The following is a 17,954-nucleotide window of genomic DNA, read 5'->3' as shown; positions in this document are numbered from 1 at the left end:
TTCGCTTCAGACCCGCCTCAACTGCGCGCGAAGGGCACCAGACACCAGGTGGCGCTCAGCCCCAGCAGGCAGGCCAGCCCCAGTGCCGCCAGCGCCGGTGTCTGACTGAAGCTCAACAACCCAAAGGCTAGCAGGCTGGAGGCGCACGACAGCGAAATCGCCAGCAGGCTGGCCTGCGATGCACGGCTGGTGCTGGTCTGTGCTGCATCTGACGCTGGAGCTGATAAAGAGCGGCGCGCAGGATGCTCGGCACAGAAGATGCCAGCACTGCTTTTTTCTGCGCTGCGCGCGGGATGCTCGGCACAGAAGATGCCTGCATCGAGGCCAATCCCCAGTACCAGCAACAGGCCCAGCAGGTGGAAGAGGTTGAGGCCGACGCCTGCCAGCGTCAGGGCCGCCAGCGTCAGCACCAGTCCGCCCAGCGGCGGCAGCAGGGCTCGCCAGGTGCTGCGGCGATAGCGCAGCGCCAGCAGCAGGCTGATCAAGACCACCGCGCCGCCGACCAGCCAGGCCATCTCGCTGCTAATCCTGCCCAGCGTCGTCGAGAGCCTGGCGACCTGATCGACATACTCGAGTCTGTCGTCATCCGCGGCGAGGCGCGCAAGCGCTGCGCTGCCCTCAGCCGTGACATCGCCGAAGCGCACGATGCCGATGGCGGCGCGGCGCGAATCGAGCCACAGTCGCTGGCCCATCTCACCGGCGGGCAGCGCGACCCAGTCCGCCGGGCGCAGCGGGTGGGCGTCTGCGATGGCCTGCTCGGCACGCGTGACTAGCTCGGGTGACAGGCCTGCGGTGCTCAGCACCTGGGGCAGCAGGGTGCGGGTGCGCTCACGCATGGCGCCGAGATTGGCCTGCTGCTGTTCAAGCGTCGGCAGTTGCTGAGCGAGGCTCGCCCAGTGGCCCAGCTGCTGGCGTGCATTCAGCTGCTGGAAGGTGTCTTCCAGCGCATGCAGGCGCGTGAGCAGGGCGGCGTCAGTCTCGGCCTGCACGATCAGGTAGCGCAGGCCATCCGGTTCGGCAAGCAGGCGCTGGACCTCGCGTTGCTCGTTGATCAGAGACGCAGGCGAGGGGTTGAGCTGCGTGAGGCGGTCATCGCTGCGCAGTCCGTAGAGGCTGGCAAGCGCAGCCATCAGCAGCAGACCCAGTGCCTGCCAGCTGCGCTTGCCGGGAATGGCGCGCGCCAGACATCCTGCGGCGCGGGCGGCGGGGGAGTCCTCGCGGGTGGCCTGTGCCGGCAGTGGCAGTTGCGGTAGCCACAGGCGCACGCTCAGCCAGGCACCGATCAAGCCGAGCGCCGCGAACATGCCCATCTGGCGCAGGCCGGGCATCGGCGTCAGGGTGATGGCCAGATAGGCGGCGAGGCTGGAGCACAGTCCCAGCGTCAGGCCCGGCCACAGCGCGGCGAGCCCGCCACGGCCATGCGTCGCCAGACGGCGCATGCACTCCAGATGCAGCACATAATCGATGGAGATGCCGATCAGGCTGGCGCCGAAGGCCAGCGTCAGCACATGCAGGCTGCCGAAGGCCCACCAGGTCAGCGGCAGCGCGAACAGCACACCCGTGGCCACCGGCACCAGCAGCAATGGCAGCCGACGCGGGGTGCGGAACACCGCCCATAGCAACAGCAGCACGCCGATCAGCGAGCCGAGCCCGATGGTCGACATCTCCTGCTTGGCCTGTTGCGCGCCGTTGCTGGCATGGAAGACCAGTCCGGAGCGCAGCAGCTGGACGTCGGGATAGTCGGCCTTCACGCCATTCACGGCCTGCTCCAGCGCCTGCTGGTCACTCATCGCGTAGGCGCTGCCCGTCAGGGTGGCGCTGATCAGCCGATAGCCGCTACCGCCTTCTTCGCTGTTCTGCTCATCACTGTCCTGTTCGTTACTGGCTGAGCCAGCGGAAGCCGGCGCGCGCAGCAAGAGCTGGCCGCCGGACAGCGACAGGTTGGCGGGCGTCAGCCAGCTCTGCCAGGCGCCGGCGAGACCGAAGGGATCGCGGATCAGGTCGCGCTGGCCGCCGGGCTGGAACAGTTGCCTGAGGGCGCGTGCCTGCCAGTCATCGTCACTCAGGCCTGCAAGCGACGGGGCGATCAGGGCCGGCTGGACCTCTGCCGGCAGGCGCAGGCTTTCGAGGCTCTTGCCGTCATCCAGCGTCGCGATGGGCGCGAGCGCCTGACGCAGCGCCTGGGCGGCGGCGTCACGCTGCTTGCGTGCGGCGGCGCTGGCATCGCGACTGCCGACCAGAATCACCAGCCGGTTGGCGGTGTCATCCAGCGATTCGGCGCGCGCTGCCAGCGGGCTGCGCTCCTGCTCTGGCAGCATGGCGGTGATGCGGGTGTCGATCGCCCCACGCCAGGGGCTCTGCGGGACGATCTTCGCGGCCAGCAGCAGCGCGCACAGCAGCAGGGCGGCGGCCCACAGCCAGCGCCAGATGGCGCGATCCAGCCCCTGGCGCGGCTCATGGCTGGGCGATGTCATCGCTCGCAGTGACCGCCGGCGGTGAGCGCCAGCTCAAGGCGGTCACCGTCGCCGCTGTCGAGATTCACGTGTTCCAGCCAGCTGCCACCGTCGATCTCGAGGCGCTCGATGGCCTCGGCCAGCCGGGCATCGTTGGGCGTCAGGCTGGCCTGCCAATCATCCGGCGTACCCGTCAACGTCAGGGAGAAGTGCTCCTCCAGCGCCTGCCAGTCGCCGTGGAAGAAGCTGATCAGCAGCTCCGCCATCGCCTGCTGGTCGGCCGGCAGCGGCTCGCCATTCGGGCCTTGGCCGGCATCGGGGCGCATCTCGAGACGGTCTTCAATCGGCGAAGTGGTTTCCCACACCAGGCCTTCGGGTGCGTTCGGGTCGCCGATCAGACGGAAGTGACCCCGGCTCTCGAGCTCTGCACCGACATCCTCGAGCCAGCGCGTCTGCTGGAAGTCACCGCAGACCGGGGCGGTGCGCGCCAGCTGTTGCGTCAGGGCGCGGGCGTCGAATTCGGCGGTGCTGGTCTTTGAGGCACTGTTCTCGGATGCGCTGGCCCAGGGGGCACCGGCAGTCAGCAGCAGGGCAGTGGCGGCAATGGCAAGGCGCGAAGTCATCACGGTGTTCCTTGTGTCGGGTTCGGGGTGGCAGGCGCATCCTCGTCGCTGGAGCGTGACTGGCTGACTTGCGACTGACTGGCCTGCCAGGCGGCCAGCCGCTCGCTGAGCGCGGCGGGCGAGGCCAGCAGCATCTCGCCATCTTCCAACCCGACGGCGACCTGCACGCTGTAGCCGCGGGTCAGGCGCTTGCCGCTCTCGACATCGCGGATCACGTAGTCGAGCTTGAGGCGGTTCTCCCACTCACGCAGCCGCGCGGTGACGGCGATGCGCTGACCGAAGCGCGCCGGGCCGGCATAGCGCAGGCGCAGGTCGATCACCGGCCAGGCGTAGCCGGAATCGCGCATCTGCGGGTAGTTGTAGTCGAGCATGTCGAGCAGCTTGCAGCGGGCGATCTCGAGATAGCGCACGTAATGGCCGTGCCAGGCGACTTCCATCATGTCGACGTCGTGGAAGGGCACTTCCATCTCTACCGTGGCGGTCGGCATCGGTGTTTCGGCTGGCTGATTCATGGCTTGTCTCTCGTTCATGCGTTGGCCTCGCCGGCGCTCAGGGCCCAATGGCGCTCACGGATGCGCGCGCACAGCAGGCGCAGGTCGGCTTCCAGACCGCGATCTTCCTCGAGGGGCGCGATGTCTTCACGCAGTTCACGGGTGAAGGCGGCCAGTCTGGGCGGCGTGGCGGCTTGACCCGTGATGTCGGCGCGTTGCTCGCTGCCCTGCACGGCGGCGTGCAGGGTGGCGGCGGCGACCTGTTCCACCAGTGTCAGCACGCGCAGCGCATCCCGCGCGGCGATGGTGCCCATGCTGACCTTGTCCTGATTGTGGCACTCGGTGGAGCGCGAGAAGACGCTGGCGGGCATGGTCAGCTTGAGGGCTTCCGCCGTCCAGGCCGAGGCGCCGATCTGTACCGCCTTGTAGCCATGATTGAGCGGCGCGCGTTCGGGCGTGGCACCGCTGAGATTGCTGGGCAGGCCACGGTTGTAGCGGCTGTCGACCAGCAGTGCCAGCTGGCGGTCGAGCAGGTCAGCCAGGTTGGCGACCGCCGTCTTGAGGCTGTCCATCACCATCGCCACATGGCCGCCATAGAAGTGGCCGCCGTGGAGAATCTTGCCGGCCTCGACATCGATCAGCGGGTTGTCGTTGGCGCTGTTGAGCTCGGTCTCCAGGAAGCTGCGCCACCAGCTGAGGCTGTCCTCGACCACGCCGATGACGTGGGGCGCGCAGCGCGTCGAGTAGCGGTCCTGCAGACGCGGCGAGTTGATCGGCGTGGCGTCGACTTCCGGTGCCGCCGGGTGGGCCAGATCATCGCGCAGCCACTGGGCCACGCGGGCTTGACCGGGGTGCGGCTTGGCGGCGAACAGGTCGGCATCGAAGTGGTAGGGGTTGCCTTCCAGCGCCTGCACGCTGAGGGCGGTGATGCGCGCGCTCAGGCGGCTGAGGTAGCAGGTGCGGCCATAGGCCAGCGCGGCGAGAGCCGTCATCACGGCGGTGCCGTTCATCAGCGCCAGGCCTTCCTTGGGGCGCAGCACATAGGGCGTCAGGCCGTGTGCCGCGAAGACCTCGGCCGTCGGGCGCAGCGCGTGGGGCTGGCCTGCGCCGGGGCGCACCCAGACCTCACGCTCGCCACACAGCACGGCGGCGACATAGGAAAGCGGGGTGAGATCGCCGCTGGCTCCCACCGAGCCTTCTTCGGGAATGCGCGGCAGGATGTCGTGATTGAGCAGCCATACGAGGCGCTCCAGCAGCGCCATGCTGACCCCGGAGACACCACGGCACAGCGAGACGAGGCGCACCATCACCACCGCGCGACTGCTGACCACATCCAGGTCCGCGCCCATGCCACAGCCGTGGAAGGTATAGAGATGGCGCGGCAGGGCTTCGAGGTCCTCTGCCCCCTGCACGGCACGCGTCACGGAATCGCCGTAACCGGTGGTGACGCCGTAGACCACGCCTTCTTCCTCCAGCAGGCGTTCCAGCAGGGCCGGGCCGGCCTCGATACGGGCGCGGAAGGCGGCATCCGAAGTCAGGCGCACCTCACGGCGGCCTTCGGCGACATCGATCAACTGCTCGAGGGTGATATCACTGCCGTCGAGAATCAGGGCGGAGGAAGAGGTGGCGGGCTGTGACATGACGAGGTACCTGGCGAAGAGAGAAGCGTGAAAATGCGCTGAACGTGAAGAGCGAACAAGGTGAAGGCCGCAGAGCCGGGCGCGAAGCAGCGTTGCCGCAGGCCCGGCGCGGCTCAGGCGTCCTGTTTCGGAGCCGACGCGCTGTCTGGATTCGACGTGCTGTCAGGCGCCTGATGCCAGAAGTCGAAGAAGTTGAACCACTGCAGCGGATGGCGCTTCACGCGCGCTTCCAGATGACGGGCGTGACGCTGCATGGCCTGCTGGATCCACGCCTCGCGACCGCTGCGCTTGACGGCGCGGCTGTCATCAAAGGGCGCGAAGTCGACCCGGAAACGCGGATGGGCGCCGCCCTGTTCGCGAATGCAGCTCAGGGTATAGACGTGACAGCGCAGCAGCGCGGCCAGCATGAAGGGCCCCTGCGGGAAGGGCGCGGGCTGATCGATGAAGTCACAGTGCAGCACGCGCGGTGAGGCCGCGGCACTGGCCGGCGACGCGAGTCTGCTGCCTTCTGCTGGAGGGGTGTCTGCCTTGGCATCGTCGGCGGTGGGCGGAATCGGCACGCGGTCGGCGGCGATGACCACGAAGCCGCCGCGATTGACCCGATCGCCCAGCGCCATGGCGGTGGCAGGCGTGATCTCGCTGACCTCGATCATCTGCGGCGGCTTGCGCCCGGTGGCCTGCTCCAGCAGCTGATTGAACTTCTCGGCGTGGCGCGTGTGCACCAGCGCGCACAGATCGATGTCGTGGCGCTCGCCGATGGCATTGATCACATCCAGATTGCCGTGGTGAGCGACGAGGATGATGCCGCCCTCGCCACGCAGCGCGGCGTCGCGCAGGTCTTCCGGGCCGGTGCCGGTCAGCGAGGTCAGCGGAATCTCGCCGCTCCAGGCCGAGACCTTGTCCATGATCGCCTCACCGAACTGCATGAAGTGGGCGAAGCTTCTCGTCCATAGGCGCACGCCGCCAAGCTCTGGCTCGAGGCGCTTGAGGAAGTCGAAGGAGGCACGCCGCGCCACCCCGCGCAGCAGGAAGTACCACACCAGCACCGGAAACAGCGCGATACGAAACGGCCAGGCACCTAGGCGACGACGAATCGTCACCATCAGGCGCATGCCAGTGGTGGAGCCGGTTTCCGACAGGCGTGCCCAATGGGTCATTCGTGTTTCCCCTTCGCATCGTCAGGCTGCGAGGGGCGACTGACATGAGTGGATGATGTCCTGCCATTGCGTCCCGACAGCGTGCGCCAGGCAAGTTTCGGTGAGCGCAGCAGCATGCCGAGGAACAGCCGCGTGTGCATGGCGCTGATCAACAGGTTGTCGTGACCGGGGCGGAAGTGGCTGACGCCTCCGGTGGGATAGCTGACATGCACCGGCAGGTTGGCGACCTCGCCATCGGCCCAGTACCAGCGCACCAGCACCTCGGTGTCGAAGGACATGCGATCGCCACAGTCATGATGCGCCAGCAGCCGGTTGGTGGCGGCCAGCGGATAGAGGCGCACGCCGCACATGGTGTCGCGGATGGCCAGCGACAGGGTGTTGATCCACACCCAGATGTGCGAGGCGTAGCGGCCATAGAAGCGGATGCGCGGCACGCTGGCGTCGTATTGCGGATAGCCGATCTGCAGGCAGTCGGGATTTTCCTGCATGCCGTTGAGGAAGGCGGGCAGATCACTGACGTCGTGCTGCCCATCGGCATCCACCTGCAGGGCATGGGTGAAGCCGAGCTGCTCGGCAGCCTGCAGGCCGCTGCGCACGGCAGCGCCCTTGCCGCCATTCTGCTCACGGCGCACCAGGTGATGACCCTCGGCCGCCAGCTGATCCAGCACCTCGGCGCAGGGCGCGCTGCAGCCATCATCCACCAGCACGATGGGCAGCCCGAGCGGTGCCAGACCCGCGCACACGCCGGCGATGGTGGCGGGGTGGTCGTAGACCGGAATCACCACGCAGGCGCGCAGTGGCGACTCGCTGACGGGGGGAGAGGGTGTGTGGCCGGTCATCGGCGCCTGGGGCTGGCTCATGACGCCTCCGGTGTGGGTGTCGTCTGGGGCGAACTGAGTGGTGGGCTGAGGGGCGAGCTATCAGCCGCGCTATCGGTTTCAGCACCGTAGCGCAAGCGGCCACTGGCGTGCAGGCCCGCGCGGGATTCCAGGCGAAAGTCGACGCGCAGGCCGTGACTGTCGGCGACCAGTGTCGCGGCCAGCGTAAAGCGCATGCCCGGCAGCAACAGGTTGGAGAACTTGATGCGCTCCAGACGCTGAAAACGGCTTTCCTGCACGCCGACACCCGCCAGGCGCAGGCGGCGACCGAGATCGCGAGCCCATTTGAGCATCACCACGCCGGGCACCAGTGGCTGGTCAGCGAAATGCCCCTCGAGGTAGCACAGGCTGTCGGGCACCTCGGCTTCCAGCGTCAGCTGCTGCGGACCGCTGGAGGTTTCGCCCAGCCAGCGTGGCAGACGATGATCGTCGAGATCGGCAAACAGCCGCGCGACGGAATCCGCCGTGAACTTGCCCTGGGCATTCAGCGGCAGGCGCGTGACGAATCGCCAGTAGCGCGGCAGGGCGATGCGCTCGAAACCCGGCATCAGCGCACGGCGCAGACGGGCAATCAGATCACGGCGGCTGGCGTGGTCCTGCGGCAGCGCGCTCTCGTCCATCACCACCACCGCGCCCAGACGATGATCGCGGGTGGGCATCGGCAGGCAACGTACTTCCAGCACCTCCGCTTGCGCGCTGAGGCAGCGCTCCACCGCGCTCAACGAGACCCGCTTGCCGGCCAGCTTGACCAGCCGATCACTGCGCCCCAGCAGCTGGAAGCGTGGCGCCGCCTGCTGCTCGCCTTGCGACGACGTTTCAGCCGCCACTGGCGCGGCGTTGTCGGCCTGCTGCCACCACTGGTCCGGCTGCTCCAGAAACGGCGAGCGCACCGCGAAGGCGGGCGAGAAGCGGATCTCGACCTCCGGCAGCGGTGTCCAGTCGGACGTCTCGTGCTGGCGGCGATGCGCGATGCCGCCCGTTTCGGTGCTGCCGTAGATCTCGATCACCGGCGCCTGCAGGCAGTTCTCTGCGTGGCGGGCGGCCTCGGCCGGCAGCGGGGCACCTGAAGAGAAGACCCGCAACACCTGAGCCTGAGCCTGGCCCGCCACGCGGCTCCCGTCACTGGCCTGGGGCAGGCGCGCCAGCTGGGCCGGCGAGCTGACTAGCTGGCAGCGATGCCCGAGGCCGGACAGCTGCGCGATGGCGGCGGCCAGCTGCTCCGGGTAATGACAGGCTTCGCTGAGAAACGGCACCCCTTCGCTGAGCGGGCGCAGCAGCGACACCAGCAGACCGTAGATGTGCTGGTGACTGACCTGGCTGAGGCTGACGGCGCCTGTGCTTGGCTCAGACGCTGAGTCAGTGCCTGAAGCGTCCGTCGCCAGCGGCCACAGCGCGCGATGCACGGCCAGTTCGGCCTCGAGCTGATCGAAGCGCTTGGCGATGCGCAGCGGCTCGCCGGTGGAGCCGGAGGTGCAGAGCTCCAGCGCGAGACGCCCGCCGTCCGGCGTGATCTCGAACGGTGTATTCGGTGCTGCGGTAGAGCCGACAGAGTCGGTAGAGCTGAGAGTGCCGGTAGAGCTGAGAGCTCCGGATTGCTCCGGCGGCCAGCCAGCGGCGCTGGTCTCGGGCAGTTTGCCATCACTGCTCTCGGCCAGGCGGGCCAGGGTTTCCGGGCGGTCATCGCCGGGCAGCACGGCGAGCATGCCGCGCTCCCACAGCGCCAGCAGCTGCACGCAGGCGCCCAGTGTGGTGGGCTGGAACAGCACCCAACGTGCGCCGGGTCGGCGGCCAGCATGCGCAGCGGGCAGGTTGTCCAGCCACTGATGCCAGGCATCGACGCGTGCCATCAGCTCGGCACGACTCAGCGGGCGCAGCGGCTGACCGGGACTGGCCAGCCAGCAGGCCGGCGCCGCGGGCGCGAGTCGGGCGAGCTGGCGCCAACCCTGATGGATGAGGGAGGTGGCGCGCTGGGCGGCGTCTTGCTCAGTGGAGCGTGCGGTGGCGCGGCTGGCAGGCTGGCGGGCATCAGACATGTGAGGCAGGCAACTCTTCAGAAAGTCGAATTCATCTGGGGGCGTATCCACGCCGGGCGTATCCATACATGGATTCAGCTATCGATAGCCGAGCTCATCGATAGCCAAGCTCATCGATAACCAGGTTCAGCCATCGGCGCGGCGCAGGCGACGGCGTACCAGCCATTCGCCGCAGAACAGCAGCCCCATCAGCACGTAGCTCACCAGGCCGTTGTAGAGCGTCCAGGTCGCGAGGTCGGCATACAGCGCCGTGGTCGCGGCAACACTGGCATTGAAGACGAAGAAGCCGCACCACACTCGGGTGACCTTGCGGGTATAACGCACGCCGGCGGCGGGCAGATCAGGCTCCTGCAGACGCGCCAGGCGCTCGATCACCGGCATGCCGCGCCACAGACTGGTGGCGAACACGCTGAGCATGGCCAGATTGACCAGCACCGGATAGGCGCGCAGCCCCAGTTCCGCCTCGCTGAGCAGGCTGATGGCGATCAGCAGCGCGGCCAGCGTCAGGCGCAGGATCAACGGCAAGGGCAGACGCTGGATCAGCAAGGCGCCCAGCGCGATCAGTGCCCACACCCAGGGCGAGACATGTCCGCTGGTCGCGTCGCCCACCGGGTCTGCCGTCAGCCGCGAGAGCAGGGCATAGACCAGCAGTGGCCAGCATATGGCGGCCACGACGCCCAGCCCGCCGAGCAGCAGCCTTGGCAGTGACGGACGCCGCCCTCGACCAGAGGACAATGACGTCATGCCTGGCGCTGCATCAGCTGCTCGACGGCGGTCACGACGTCATCGAGGCTGCGTACGCTCTTGAAGTCATTGGCTTCGATGCGTCGGCCGGTGAACTTCTTGAGTTCGACCACCAGGTCCACCGCATCGATGCTGTCGATGTCGAGGTCTTCATAGAGCAGCGCCTCGGGGTGGATGTCAGCGGCATCGATCTCGAACAGCTCGATCAGGGTGCTGCGCACATGGGCATAGATCTCTTCGCGGGACGCGGTCTGTTGCTCAGCGCTCACGACGGGCCTCCACGAGTTCACGCAGGGCATTGAGGCTGGCGAAATGCGCGCGGGTGTCCTCGGCTTCGGCGTCCAGCGTGATGCCGTACTGCTTCTGCAGCGCGAGACCGAGCTCCAGGGCGTCAATCGAATCCAGCCCCAGGCCGTCCACGAACAGCGGTTCATCGGCGACGATGTCGTCCGGCGTGATGTCCTCAAGCTCCAGGGTGTCGATGATCAGTTGCTTGAGTTCCAGTTCCAGCTTGGCGCTATCGCTCATGAGTATTCCTCGTGTCGGCGTACCGATAATGGCCGGTATGAATGGCAGCAGGCTTTATTAACGGCGGGAAGGCCGAATATCTTAATCACTTTTTCTCGCTATCTGATCAACATCGAGATCAGGGGCAGTGCGGATCAGCGCGTTGTCATGACTCGCGAATCCGTCGCTGAAAGGCGGCCAGCTCAGCGGCAAAGTCGCTGGCCAGGCGGCGCGTCAACTGGCGGGCATCGCGTGACAGCGGCACCTCATCCTCTGCTGCCGGTGGCGGTGCGACATGCGCCGTCATGTCCGGCAGCACCTTGATATTGAGCATCACCCGTCGGGCCGGGATGTGATACCAGGGCTCGCCCTTGGTCAGGGTGCTGGGCTGGCAGTCGATCAGCACGGGGGTGATCTCGCTTGGCGTGCGCAGCGCGATGTTGGCGGCGCCGCGGCGGAATTTCAGCGCGCGCCCGGGCACGCTGCGCGTGCCTTCCGGAAACAGGATCAAGGCATTGCCGCGCGCCAGGCTCGCGCCGGCGGCCTCGAGCACGCCCTGCGGCTCTTCATTGGTGATGTAGCCAGCGGCGCGGATGGGGCCACGGGTGAAGGGGTTGCGTGCCAGCCGTCCCTTGACCACGCAGTCGGCGTGGGGAATCAGCGCGAGCAGGAAGACCACGTCGATCAGCGTCGGGTGATTGGCCAGCACCAGCAGGCCGGGACGTTGCAGACGCTCGCAGTCGTGCAGGCGATAGTCGAGCACGCCCAGGCCGCGCATCAGGCCCACGAAGCCGCGCATGCAGTGATGGATGATGCTGCGCGCGAGCTTCTGTCGCTTGTCGGGGCGGCGTACCACCAGTGTCAGCAGGGGCCACATTCCCCCCACCAGCAAGCCGCCCAGCCCGAAGGTCAGGAAGCTGATGGCCGTAGCGATGCCACGCCACAGGCGCCCGAGGGGAGACGACAGCATGCGTGGCATCAGTCTGCTGGCGGCGTCGGTGAGGCGGCGTGAGCGCGGCTCAGCTGCCAGTGATGGCGACGACAGGGGAGCGTCTCAGCCCCGGCCTGCTCGAGCCAGGCGATGACCTCAAGCGGCGTCGGGGCGCTGTCCGTCAACGATTCGCCAGGCGTAGCGCTCAGTGTCCATGCGCTGTCATCGTCACTGCTGCGGCTCAGGCGCAGGGCGACGGCGCTGGCGCAGGCCGGGTAGTCACCGTGGAGCAGGAAGGCCTCCGGCGCGGCGATATCGGAGAACAGCACGATGACGTCCCCGCGCTCGCTCAGATAGCCGAGCGCCTCGCTCATCAGCGCCTCGAATTCGTTGCCACAGGCGGCGAGGGCTTCCAGCGGCTGATGGGACTTGCCGGTGATCGAGTACATGCCCAGCACGGCGTTGTGCACCGAGAGCGAGAAGCGCGCCGGTGACAGGGCTTCGTCGGACTGGGTGGCGGCGTCCAGCAGGGCGAGAATCTTGCCGGTATCGCCATGGCGCGAGGCATGGATGATAGGCAGGTCGGCGTCAGGGTCGAGCGCGAACAGCAGCTTGCAGCAGGCCTGGCCGACCGGGCTGAGTCGACGACGCTGCATGGCCGGGACTTGCTCGGCACGCGGGGAGGGGGTGATATCTACGCGGCTGTCGTGGGCGGTGCGGGACGCACTCGCCTGCCAGGCTCGCCAATCAGTCAGACGCATGAGGTTCTTGTCCGTGAACGCATCGTTGCCATATTGGGGCCTCAGTGTACCGCACAGGGGTTGGGCAGCCCAACCGGACTCAGGCGTGTTGGCACTGAGCAGGCGGCGTGGCTACGCGTGTCGTTGGCAGGATAGCAGCTTGCAGGGCGGCACAAGGCGCCTGACGTGAGGTGTCGGGGTGTGATGTCCTGCGGCGGGTCACCGCTGTGGCGGCGCTGGACAGCGGCAGAAGAGGGTGTAGGGTATCGTCGCACTGAGACTGGCGCCCGGGGCGTCATGGGGTAAAACGCTGAGGACGCACAATGATGACTGTCATCAACAGGCCGGTGGCATGAAGGGTGGCTCGCGGGACCTGCTGCGTAGACGAGCGCGCGCAAGTGCTCGCGCAGGGCAGGCGACCCGAGCGCACTCGCAGGCGCTGATGCGCCTTCTTTCGCTCTCGGAGTGGTTGCCGGTCATCCGGGTACTCGGCCTGCTGCTATGCGTGGTGGCCTTGATGATGCTGGCGCCCTTGCTGGTGTTGCTCGGCGAAGCGGATGCGGATGCCAGCGCCTTTCTGATCTCGCTGGGCATCACGCTCGGCTCGGCGGTCATCATGCTGACGGTCTCGCGCAAGGTGGAGCTGCAACTCAAGCCGCGTGCGATGTTCGTGCTGACGACGCTGAGCTGGGTGCTGGTGTCGGCCTACTCGAGCCTGCCGTTGATCTTCGGTGCGACCCACCTGGGCGTGACCGATGCCGTGTTCGAATCGGTGTCGGCGATCACCACCACCGGCTCGACCGTGCTGTCTGACATCGAAGGGCTCTCGGATGGCCTCAAGCTGTGGCGCGGCCTGATGCAGTGGGTCGGTGGTATCGGCATCATCGTGATGGCGATCGCGATCCTGCCGTTTCTGAAGGTCGGCGGCATGCGCCTGTTCCAGACCGAATCCTCGGACTGGTCCGACAAGGTGCTGCCGCGTGCCGGTGGCGTGGCCAAGGCCATCGGGCTGGTCTATGTCGGGCTGACGTTGCTGGCCATCGTCTGTTACTGGCTCGGTGGCATGCACTGGCTGGATGCGCTGGTGCATGGCATGACGTCGCTGGCCACCGGCGGTTTCTCCAATTACGACAGCTCGATGGGCGTCTATTCCGACCGGCCCTATCTGCTGTGGATGGCGTCGGCGTTCATGTTGCTGGGGGCGCTGCCCTTCGTGCTGTTCATCCGCGCCTGGCAGGACCAGGCCGGTGTCCTGTGGCGTGATGCCCAGGTGCGCGGCTTCCTGCGTCTGCTGGGGTGGGTGATCGCCTTGCTGACGCTGTATCGCGTCGTCAATGGCGAGGCCATCTTCACGGCGCTGACCCAGGTGACCTTCAATGTCATCTCGGTGGTGACCACCACCGGCTACGCCAGCGACGACTACAGTGCCTGGGGGTCCTTTGCGGTGGTGGCCTTCTTCTATCTGACCTTCGTCGGAGGCTGCAGCGGCTCGACCAGCGGCGGCATGAAGATCTTCCGCCTGCAGATCGGCCTGATCATGCTCGGCAACCATCTGCGCTCGTTGATCCATGCCAATGGCGTCTTCTCGCAGCGCTACAACGGTCGCGCGCTGCCCGATGAGGTGGTGCGCGCCGTGATCGCCTTCTCGTTCTTCTTCTTCATCACCATCGGTGGCCTGGCGCTGGCGCTGTCGTTCATCGGGCTGGACCTGATCACCGCGGTGACCGGCGCCGCCACGGCCGTCACCAACGTCGGCCCGGGGCTGGGTGAGATCATCGGCCCGGCGGGCAACTTCTCGAGCCTGCCGGACAGCGCCAAGTGGTTGCTGTGCATCGGCATGCTGATGGGGCGTCTCGAGATATTGACCGTGCTGGTGCTGTTCTCGCCCAGCTTCTGGCGCAAGTAGCAGCCCACGAAAAAGCCACCGTCGATTGACGGTGGCTTTTTCGTGGCAGGTACAAGACTCAAGTGTCTTGCTCCGCAGTGCTGGCTTACTGAGCGACCTTCTCGCCGTCCGTCGCCTCGGCGGCATCGAGCTTTTCATCGAGATCGATGGAGAGCCCTTCGCGATTGAGGATCGGGTTGGCGTATTGCACCAGCCACCAGTCCTTGAGCTCTGCGGGCACCTCTGCGAGGCGGTTCTCGAAGGTGGCGCGCTCGGCACCGCTGATGGCCGAGACATCCAGCGCCGAGGCCAGGCGCGGCTCCTCACGCAGCTGCGGGCGGCTGGCGGCCAGCTTCTCGAGTGCCAGCTGATGGCTCGGGTAGAGGGTGTAGTAGGCCAGCACTTGGCGGTCGACTTCCTTCACCACGTCTTCCGGGGTCTCGAAGTCGCCCTTGAGCGGCTCGCCGAACACCAGCTTGACGCGCCCCTTGTGCCCGCTGATACCCGCCGCGATGGACTTGATGTCCTCGTACTGCACCTTCTCGTAACGGCCTTCATTGGCGACGGCCGCCAGCTCACGCGCTTTCTGCAGGTCACAGGGGTCGAACTCGTAGCTGATCGACACCGGCACGATGTTGAGCTCGCTGACCGCCTCGCTGAACGGACGCGTCTTGTCGGCGGTGCGCGCCGCCATGGTCAGCATCTTGATGATGGCACTCTCGGTGCCATCACGGCCATCCTTGGCGCGCCCTTCACGCTGGGCCAGCCAGATGGAGTGCTGGTCGTGGGTCAGCGAGTGGCGGATATAGCCCGACAGCGACTGGTAGGCGGCCAGCATCGCGCGCTTGCCCTTGGCGGAGCGCGGCACGATGAAGCTCTTGTTGAGGCGCATCAGGTCGGTGACGAAGGGTTTCTGCAGCAGGTTGTCACCGATGGCGATGCGCACCGTGTCACGCCCGTGACGATAGAGGGCGTAGTTGACGAAGGCCGGGTCCAGCGAGATATCGCGATGGTTGGACAGGAACAGATACGGCGTGTCCGGGGACAGGCGCTCCAGCCCCACCGTCTCGAAGCTGGTGGTGGTGGTGTGGATCATGCGCGCCATGTAGACGGCGATGCGGCTCTGGAAACTGGCAACATCCTTGACGCCAATCATCTCGCGCTTGATGGCCAGGCGCGCGACCTGGCGTGCCAGCCACGGGAAACGCTGGGTCAGGCCCGGCAGGCGGAAGCGAGTCAGGGTGTCGAGCAGCTCGCGGTCCTGCTCCAGGCGTACCAGCACCTCCGCTACCTCGTCGTCGTGGTAGGGGCGAATATCGGCGAACGGGTCCTGTTCGCTGGTCGTGGCAGGCTTGGGTGTTGCAGTGTCAGTCATCGACGCACGTCATCCGGGTTTGTCATTCTGAAAAAAGAGAGGGTCGGCAGCGGGCCCAAGGCTCAGCTGGCGGGCTGGGCTTCACCACCCAGCCAGGCGGTCATCTGCTCGATCACGCCGGACAGCACCTGGGCCATCAGCGCGAAGTCGGTCTCCAGACGCAGGATGGGGTCTTCGCCGTCATCCTGGGCGTTGGCTTCATCGACCACGGCATCGGCGAACTTGAGGCTCTTGAGCGCCATGTCCTCACCGAGCACCAGCGCGACGCGGCCATCGACTTCCAGCGCCAGCTTGCTGACCACACGGCCCAGATTCAGCGCCGTCTGGATTTCCTCGCCGTCGAGATCGAACTGACGTGCACGCAGCACGCCATCCTCGCCGCCCGGCGCCTTGAGTTCGACCTGGTCACCGACGATCAGGTCTTCCGGGCGCGAGCTGACATCCTTGAGCCAGGTGGTCATCACCTGGGAAGGCGGCTGCGCGACGGCCAGCGGCGTGACCTTGAGCGTACCCAGTGTCTGGCGCAGCAGGTCCAGCACTTCCTCTGCGCGCTTGGCATTCGAGGCGTTGACGGCGATCAGGCCGCGACGGCTGTCCCACCACAGGTCGGTGCGCGAGGAGCGCGTGAAGGCGCGCGGCAGCAGCTCCTCGTAGATCTGCTCCTTGAGGGTCAGCTTCTCGCGGCGACGCAGCGGACGGCCTTCGGCGGTCTCGCGCTCGGCCACGCGCTCCTCGAGTTCTTCCTTGACCACGGCGGAGGGCAGTACGCGCTCCTGGCGCAGGGCGCTGATCAGGAAATGGCCCTGAATCTCGTGCACCAGCAGGTCGCTGTTGCGGCCGCCCGGTGCGACCCAGCCGATACGCTTGGCTTCGACGCCGGTGACCGGGCGGAAGACATGCTCCGGCAGGGCGTCGGCGAGACGACCCTCTTCCAGCGGGGCGCTATCGTGCAGGCGATACAGTTGCAGGTTCTTGAACCACATGCGACCAGTCCTTGAGTCCGGTGAACGGGGGCTGCCCGTCTGAATGGCGCATATTATGGCGAAACTCATGCGACGGGTCATCCGCCGTGGACGTGACCCTGCGTCACACTGCGGTTGCCGACCATCGCGCGCGAGCACAAAGACATACTGTATGCACGCTGTGGCGCTAGTCTTGAGTCGACCTGGCGGTGCGCGGTCTGGCGGTTTGCGGTATCGCCCGACAGATATCGATCAGCAGGCATCGACCAGTAGATATCGAATAGCAGGCATCGACCTATAGGCATAGACCATCAGACTTGAGACGCGGAGGGCAGCAGAGTGATCGACGACGTTGTTGTGGAGACTGCTGTGGGGACTGCTGAGGAGACGGTTGTGGAGGCTTTTGTGAAGAGCAGAGCTTCAGGCGCGAGCGCGCTGAAACGGACACGACCACTGACGCTGGCGGCGCTGACCCTGCTGCTGTTCGGCTGCAGCGGGGAGCATGACGCCCACGACAAGGCGGCCAGCGCGGCCGAGACCAGTGCAACGGTCACGAAAGAGGCAGCCGCTGACGGCGAATCTGCCCCTGCGGCGCTCGGGCTGGAACCTGAGGTGTTTGCCGAGGGCGCGATCGTCGGTGAGGTCGAGACCGTCGACTGCACCCTGAGCGGCGGCACGCAGACGACCTGCTATCAGTTCCGCGTGGCCGGTGCGCCCGCGGACCCGCAAACCTCGCCGGAGGGGCCTTTCTGCCCGCCCAATATCCACTCCGGTGAGCAGGAAGGCGGCACCTGGATGGATGGCGAGGGCACCCTCTATCAGGTGGACGGCGAGTTCATCAAGAATCTGGCCACTCTCTACAAGGACAAGGAGTGGCAGATGTACGACGTCAACACGGGCGAGATCACCGTGATCGATGGCGCGCGTGGCTGCGAGGTGGCGGGGAACCCGAACCCCATCGAGGGCTTCGACAACTTCTGTCTCGAGTGTCCGCTGGATGAGCTGGGCGGTGGCATCGAGAAGACTGCCGTGATTCCCGAGGTGCCGGTGCCGGCCGCCGAGCCGACCTCGCTTGCCGGCCGCTCCAACACCGGCGTGGCGCTCAATGGCGTGCTGTTCGGCCCGCCGGCGCCGCTGGAGCTGATCCTGAGTTCTCACACCCTGGGAGTGCTCGATGATTGTGGCGCGCATGCCAACCCTCATGAGGGCTATCACTATCACACCGCCACTGGCTGCTCCGAGATCGGCATTCAGGAAGATGGCCATTCGCCGATGATCGGCTATGCGCTGGATGGCTATGCCATCTATGCCAGAGAGGACAACGACGGCAATGTTCCCGCTGACCTGGATGAGTGTGGCGGCGAGACGGACCCGGTGCGTGGCTATCACTATCACGCCTTGGCGCCGGGGGTTAACCAGATCTTCGGCTGCTTCATGGGCGAGAAGGGGCACTTCCTCGACGAGGAGGGCGGCGAGAGGCCACCGCAGGGTCCGCCCGGCGAGTAGCCGCCTTGCCGGGATGGCGAGCAGGGCAG

Annotated in this window: 16 protein-coding genes; 2 read left to right on the top strand and 14 right to left on the bottom strand. The window is 66.6% G+C overall.

The window, feature by feature from the left end:
• Positions 1-17 precede the first annotated feature (17 nt).
• The 12 genes from LCW13_RS13485 to LCW13_RS13430 all read right to left on the bottom strand — a co-directional run bounded on the left by LCW13_RS13485 (position 18) and on the right by LCW13_RS13430 (position 12,218).
• Complete coding sequence (locus LCW13_RS13485; RefSeq protein WP_225347153.1) at positions 18-2,474, bottom strand: MMPL family transporter; 2,457 nt, start codon at positions 2,472-2,474, stop codon at positions 18-20.
• A complete protein-coding gene (locus tag LCW13_RS13480) occupies positions 2,471-3,076 on the bottom strand; it encodes a LolA-related protein (RefSeq protein WP_225347152.1) in 606 nt (201 codons plus the stop codon). The genes LCW13_RS13485 and LCW13_RS13480 overlap by 4 nt, the downstream gene beginning before the upstream one ends.
• Positions 3,076-3,588 carry an acyl-CoA thioesterase gene (locus LCW13_RS13475; RefSeq protein ID WP_225347151.1) on the bottom strand — a complete coding sequence of 171 codons (513 nt, stop codon included), beginning with the start codon at positions 3,586-3,588 and terminating at the stop codon, positions 3,076-3,078. The genes LCW13_RS13480 and LCW13_RS13475 overlap by 1 nt, the downstream gene beginning before the upstream one ends.
• A gap of 14 nt (positions 3,589-3,602) precedes the next feature.
• Positions 3,603-5,207 (bottom strand): HAL/PAL/TAL family ammonia-lyase, encoded by a 1,605-nt coding sequence (locus tag LCW13_RS13470; RefSeq protein WP_225347150.1) that lies wholly within the window; start codon positions 5,205-5,207, stop codon positions 3,603-3,605.
• A 113-nt stretch (positions 5,208-5,320) separates the two neighbouring features.
• Positions 5,321-6,364, bottom strand: coding sequence for a glycosyl transferase (locus tag LCW13_RS13465; RefSeq protein WP_225347149.1), 1,044 nt, complete (start codon positions 6,362-6,364; stop codon positions 5,321-5,323).
• Positions 6,361-7,224, bottom strand: a complete 864-nt coding sequence (locus LCW13_RS13460; protein ID WP_225347148.1) for a glycosyltransferase family 2 protein — start codon at positions 7,222-7,224, stop codon at positions 6,361-6,363. The genes LCW13_RS13465 and LCW13_RS13460 overlap by 4 nt, the downstream gene beginning before the upstream one ends.
• The gene (locus tag LCW13_RS13455; protein ID WP_225347147.1) at positions 7,221-9,275 is read right to left on the bottom strand and encodes an AMP-binding protein; all 2,055 of its coding nucleotides are present in this window, start codon (positions 9,273-9,275) and stop codon (positions 7,221-7,223) included. Before LCW13_RS13455 ends, LCW13_RS13460 begins: the two co-directional genes overlap by 4 nt.
• Before the next feature lie 126 nt (positions 9,276-9,401).
• The gene (locus tag LCW13_RS13450; protein WP_225347146.1) at positions 9,402-10,019 is read right to left on the bottom strand and encodes a COG4648 family protein; all 618 of its coding nucleotides are present in this window, start codon (positions 10,017-10,019) and stop codon (positions 9,402-9,404) included.
• Positions 10,016-10,288, bottom strand: coding sequence for an acyl carrier protein (locus LCW13_RS13445; protein ID WP_043331449.1), 273 nt, complete (start codon positions 10,286-10,288; stop codon positions 10,016-10,018). Before LCW13_RS13445 ends, LCW13_RS13450 begins: the two co-directional genes overlap by 4 nt.
• Positions 10,278-10,547, bottom strand: coding sequence for a phosphopantetheine-binding protein (locus LCW13_RS13440; protein WP_043331448.1), 270 nt, complete (start codon positions 10,545-10,547; stop codon positions 10,278-10,280). The genes LCW13_RS13445 and LCW13_RS13440 overlap by 11 nt, the downstream gene beginning before the upstream one ends.
• Before the next feature lie 145 nt (positions 10,548-10,692).
• A complete protein-coding gene (locus LCW13_RS13435; protein WP_225347145.1) occupies positions 10,693-11,496 on the bottom strand; it encodes a lysophospholipid acyltransferase family protein in 804 nt (267 codons plus the stop codon).
• Between the two features lie 8 nt (positions 11,497-11,504).
• Positions 11,505-12,218 (bottom strand): beta-ketoacyl synthase chain length factor, encoded by a 714-nt coding sequence (locus LCW13_RS13430; protein WP_225347144.1) that lies wholly within the window; start codon positions 12,216-12,218, stop codon positions 11,505-11,507.
• Positions 12,219-12,639: 421 nt separating this feature from the next.
• Here LCW13_RS13430 and LCW13_RS13425 point away from each other — a divergent pair, with 421 nt between their 5' ends.
• The gene (locus tag LCW13_RS13425; protein ID WP_225347143.1) at positions 12,640-14,103 is read left to right on the top strand and encodes a TrkH family potassium uptake protein; all 1,464 of its coding nucleotides are present in this window, start codon (positions 12,640-12,642) and stop codon (positions 14,101-14,103) included.
• A gap of 85 nt (positions 14,104-14,188) precedes the next feature.
• Here LCW13_RS13425 and LCW13_RS13420 read toward each other — a convergent pair whose 3' ends face one another.
• Positions 14,189-15,457, bottom strand: coding sequence for a 1-acyl-sn-glycerol-3-phosphate acyltransferase (locus LCW13_RS13420; RefSeq protein WP_225347142.1), 1,269 nt, complete (start codon positions 15,455-15,457; stop codon positions 14,189-14,191).
• Between the two features lie 62 nt (positions 15,458-15,519).
• Positions 15,520-16,440: a recombination-associated protein RdgC gene (locus LCW13_RS13415; RefSeq protein ID WP_043331446.1), complete on the bottom strand. Its 921-nt coding sequence runs from the start codon at positions 16,438-16,440 to the stop codon at positions 15,520-15,522.
• A 384-nt stretch (positions 16,441-16,824) separates the two neighbouring features.
• Here LCW13_RS13415 and LCW13_RS13410 point away from each other — a divergent pair, with 384 nt between their 5' ends.
• Positions 16,825-17,925, top strand: coding sequence for a YHYH protein (locus LCW13_RS13410; protein ID WP_225347141.1), 1,101 nt, complete (start codon positions 16,825-16,827; stop codon positions 17,923-17,925).
• Positions 17,926-17,954 lie beyond the last annotated feature (29 nt).

It is taken from the genome of Cobetia amphilecti (assembly GCF_020217465.1).
Taxonomy (GTDB): Bacteria; Pseudomonadota; Gammaproteobacteria; order Pseudomonadales; family Halomonadaceae; genus Cobetia; species Cobetia amphilecti.
Note: the sequence above shows the minus strand (reverse complement) of the source record. Positions and strands in the feature narration are given on the sequence as shown.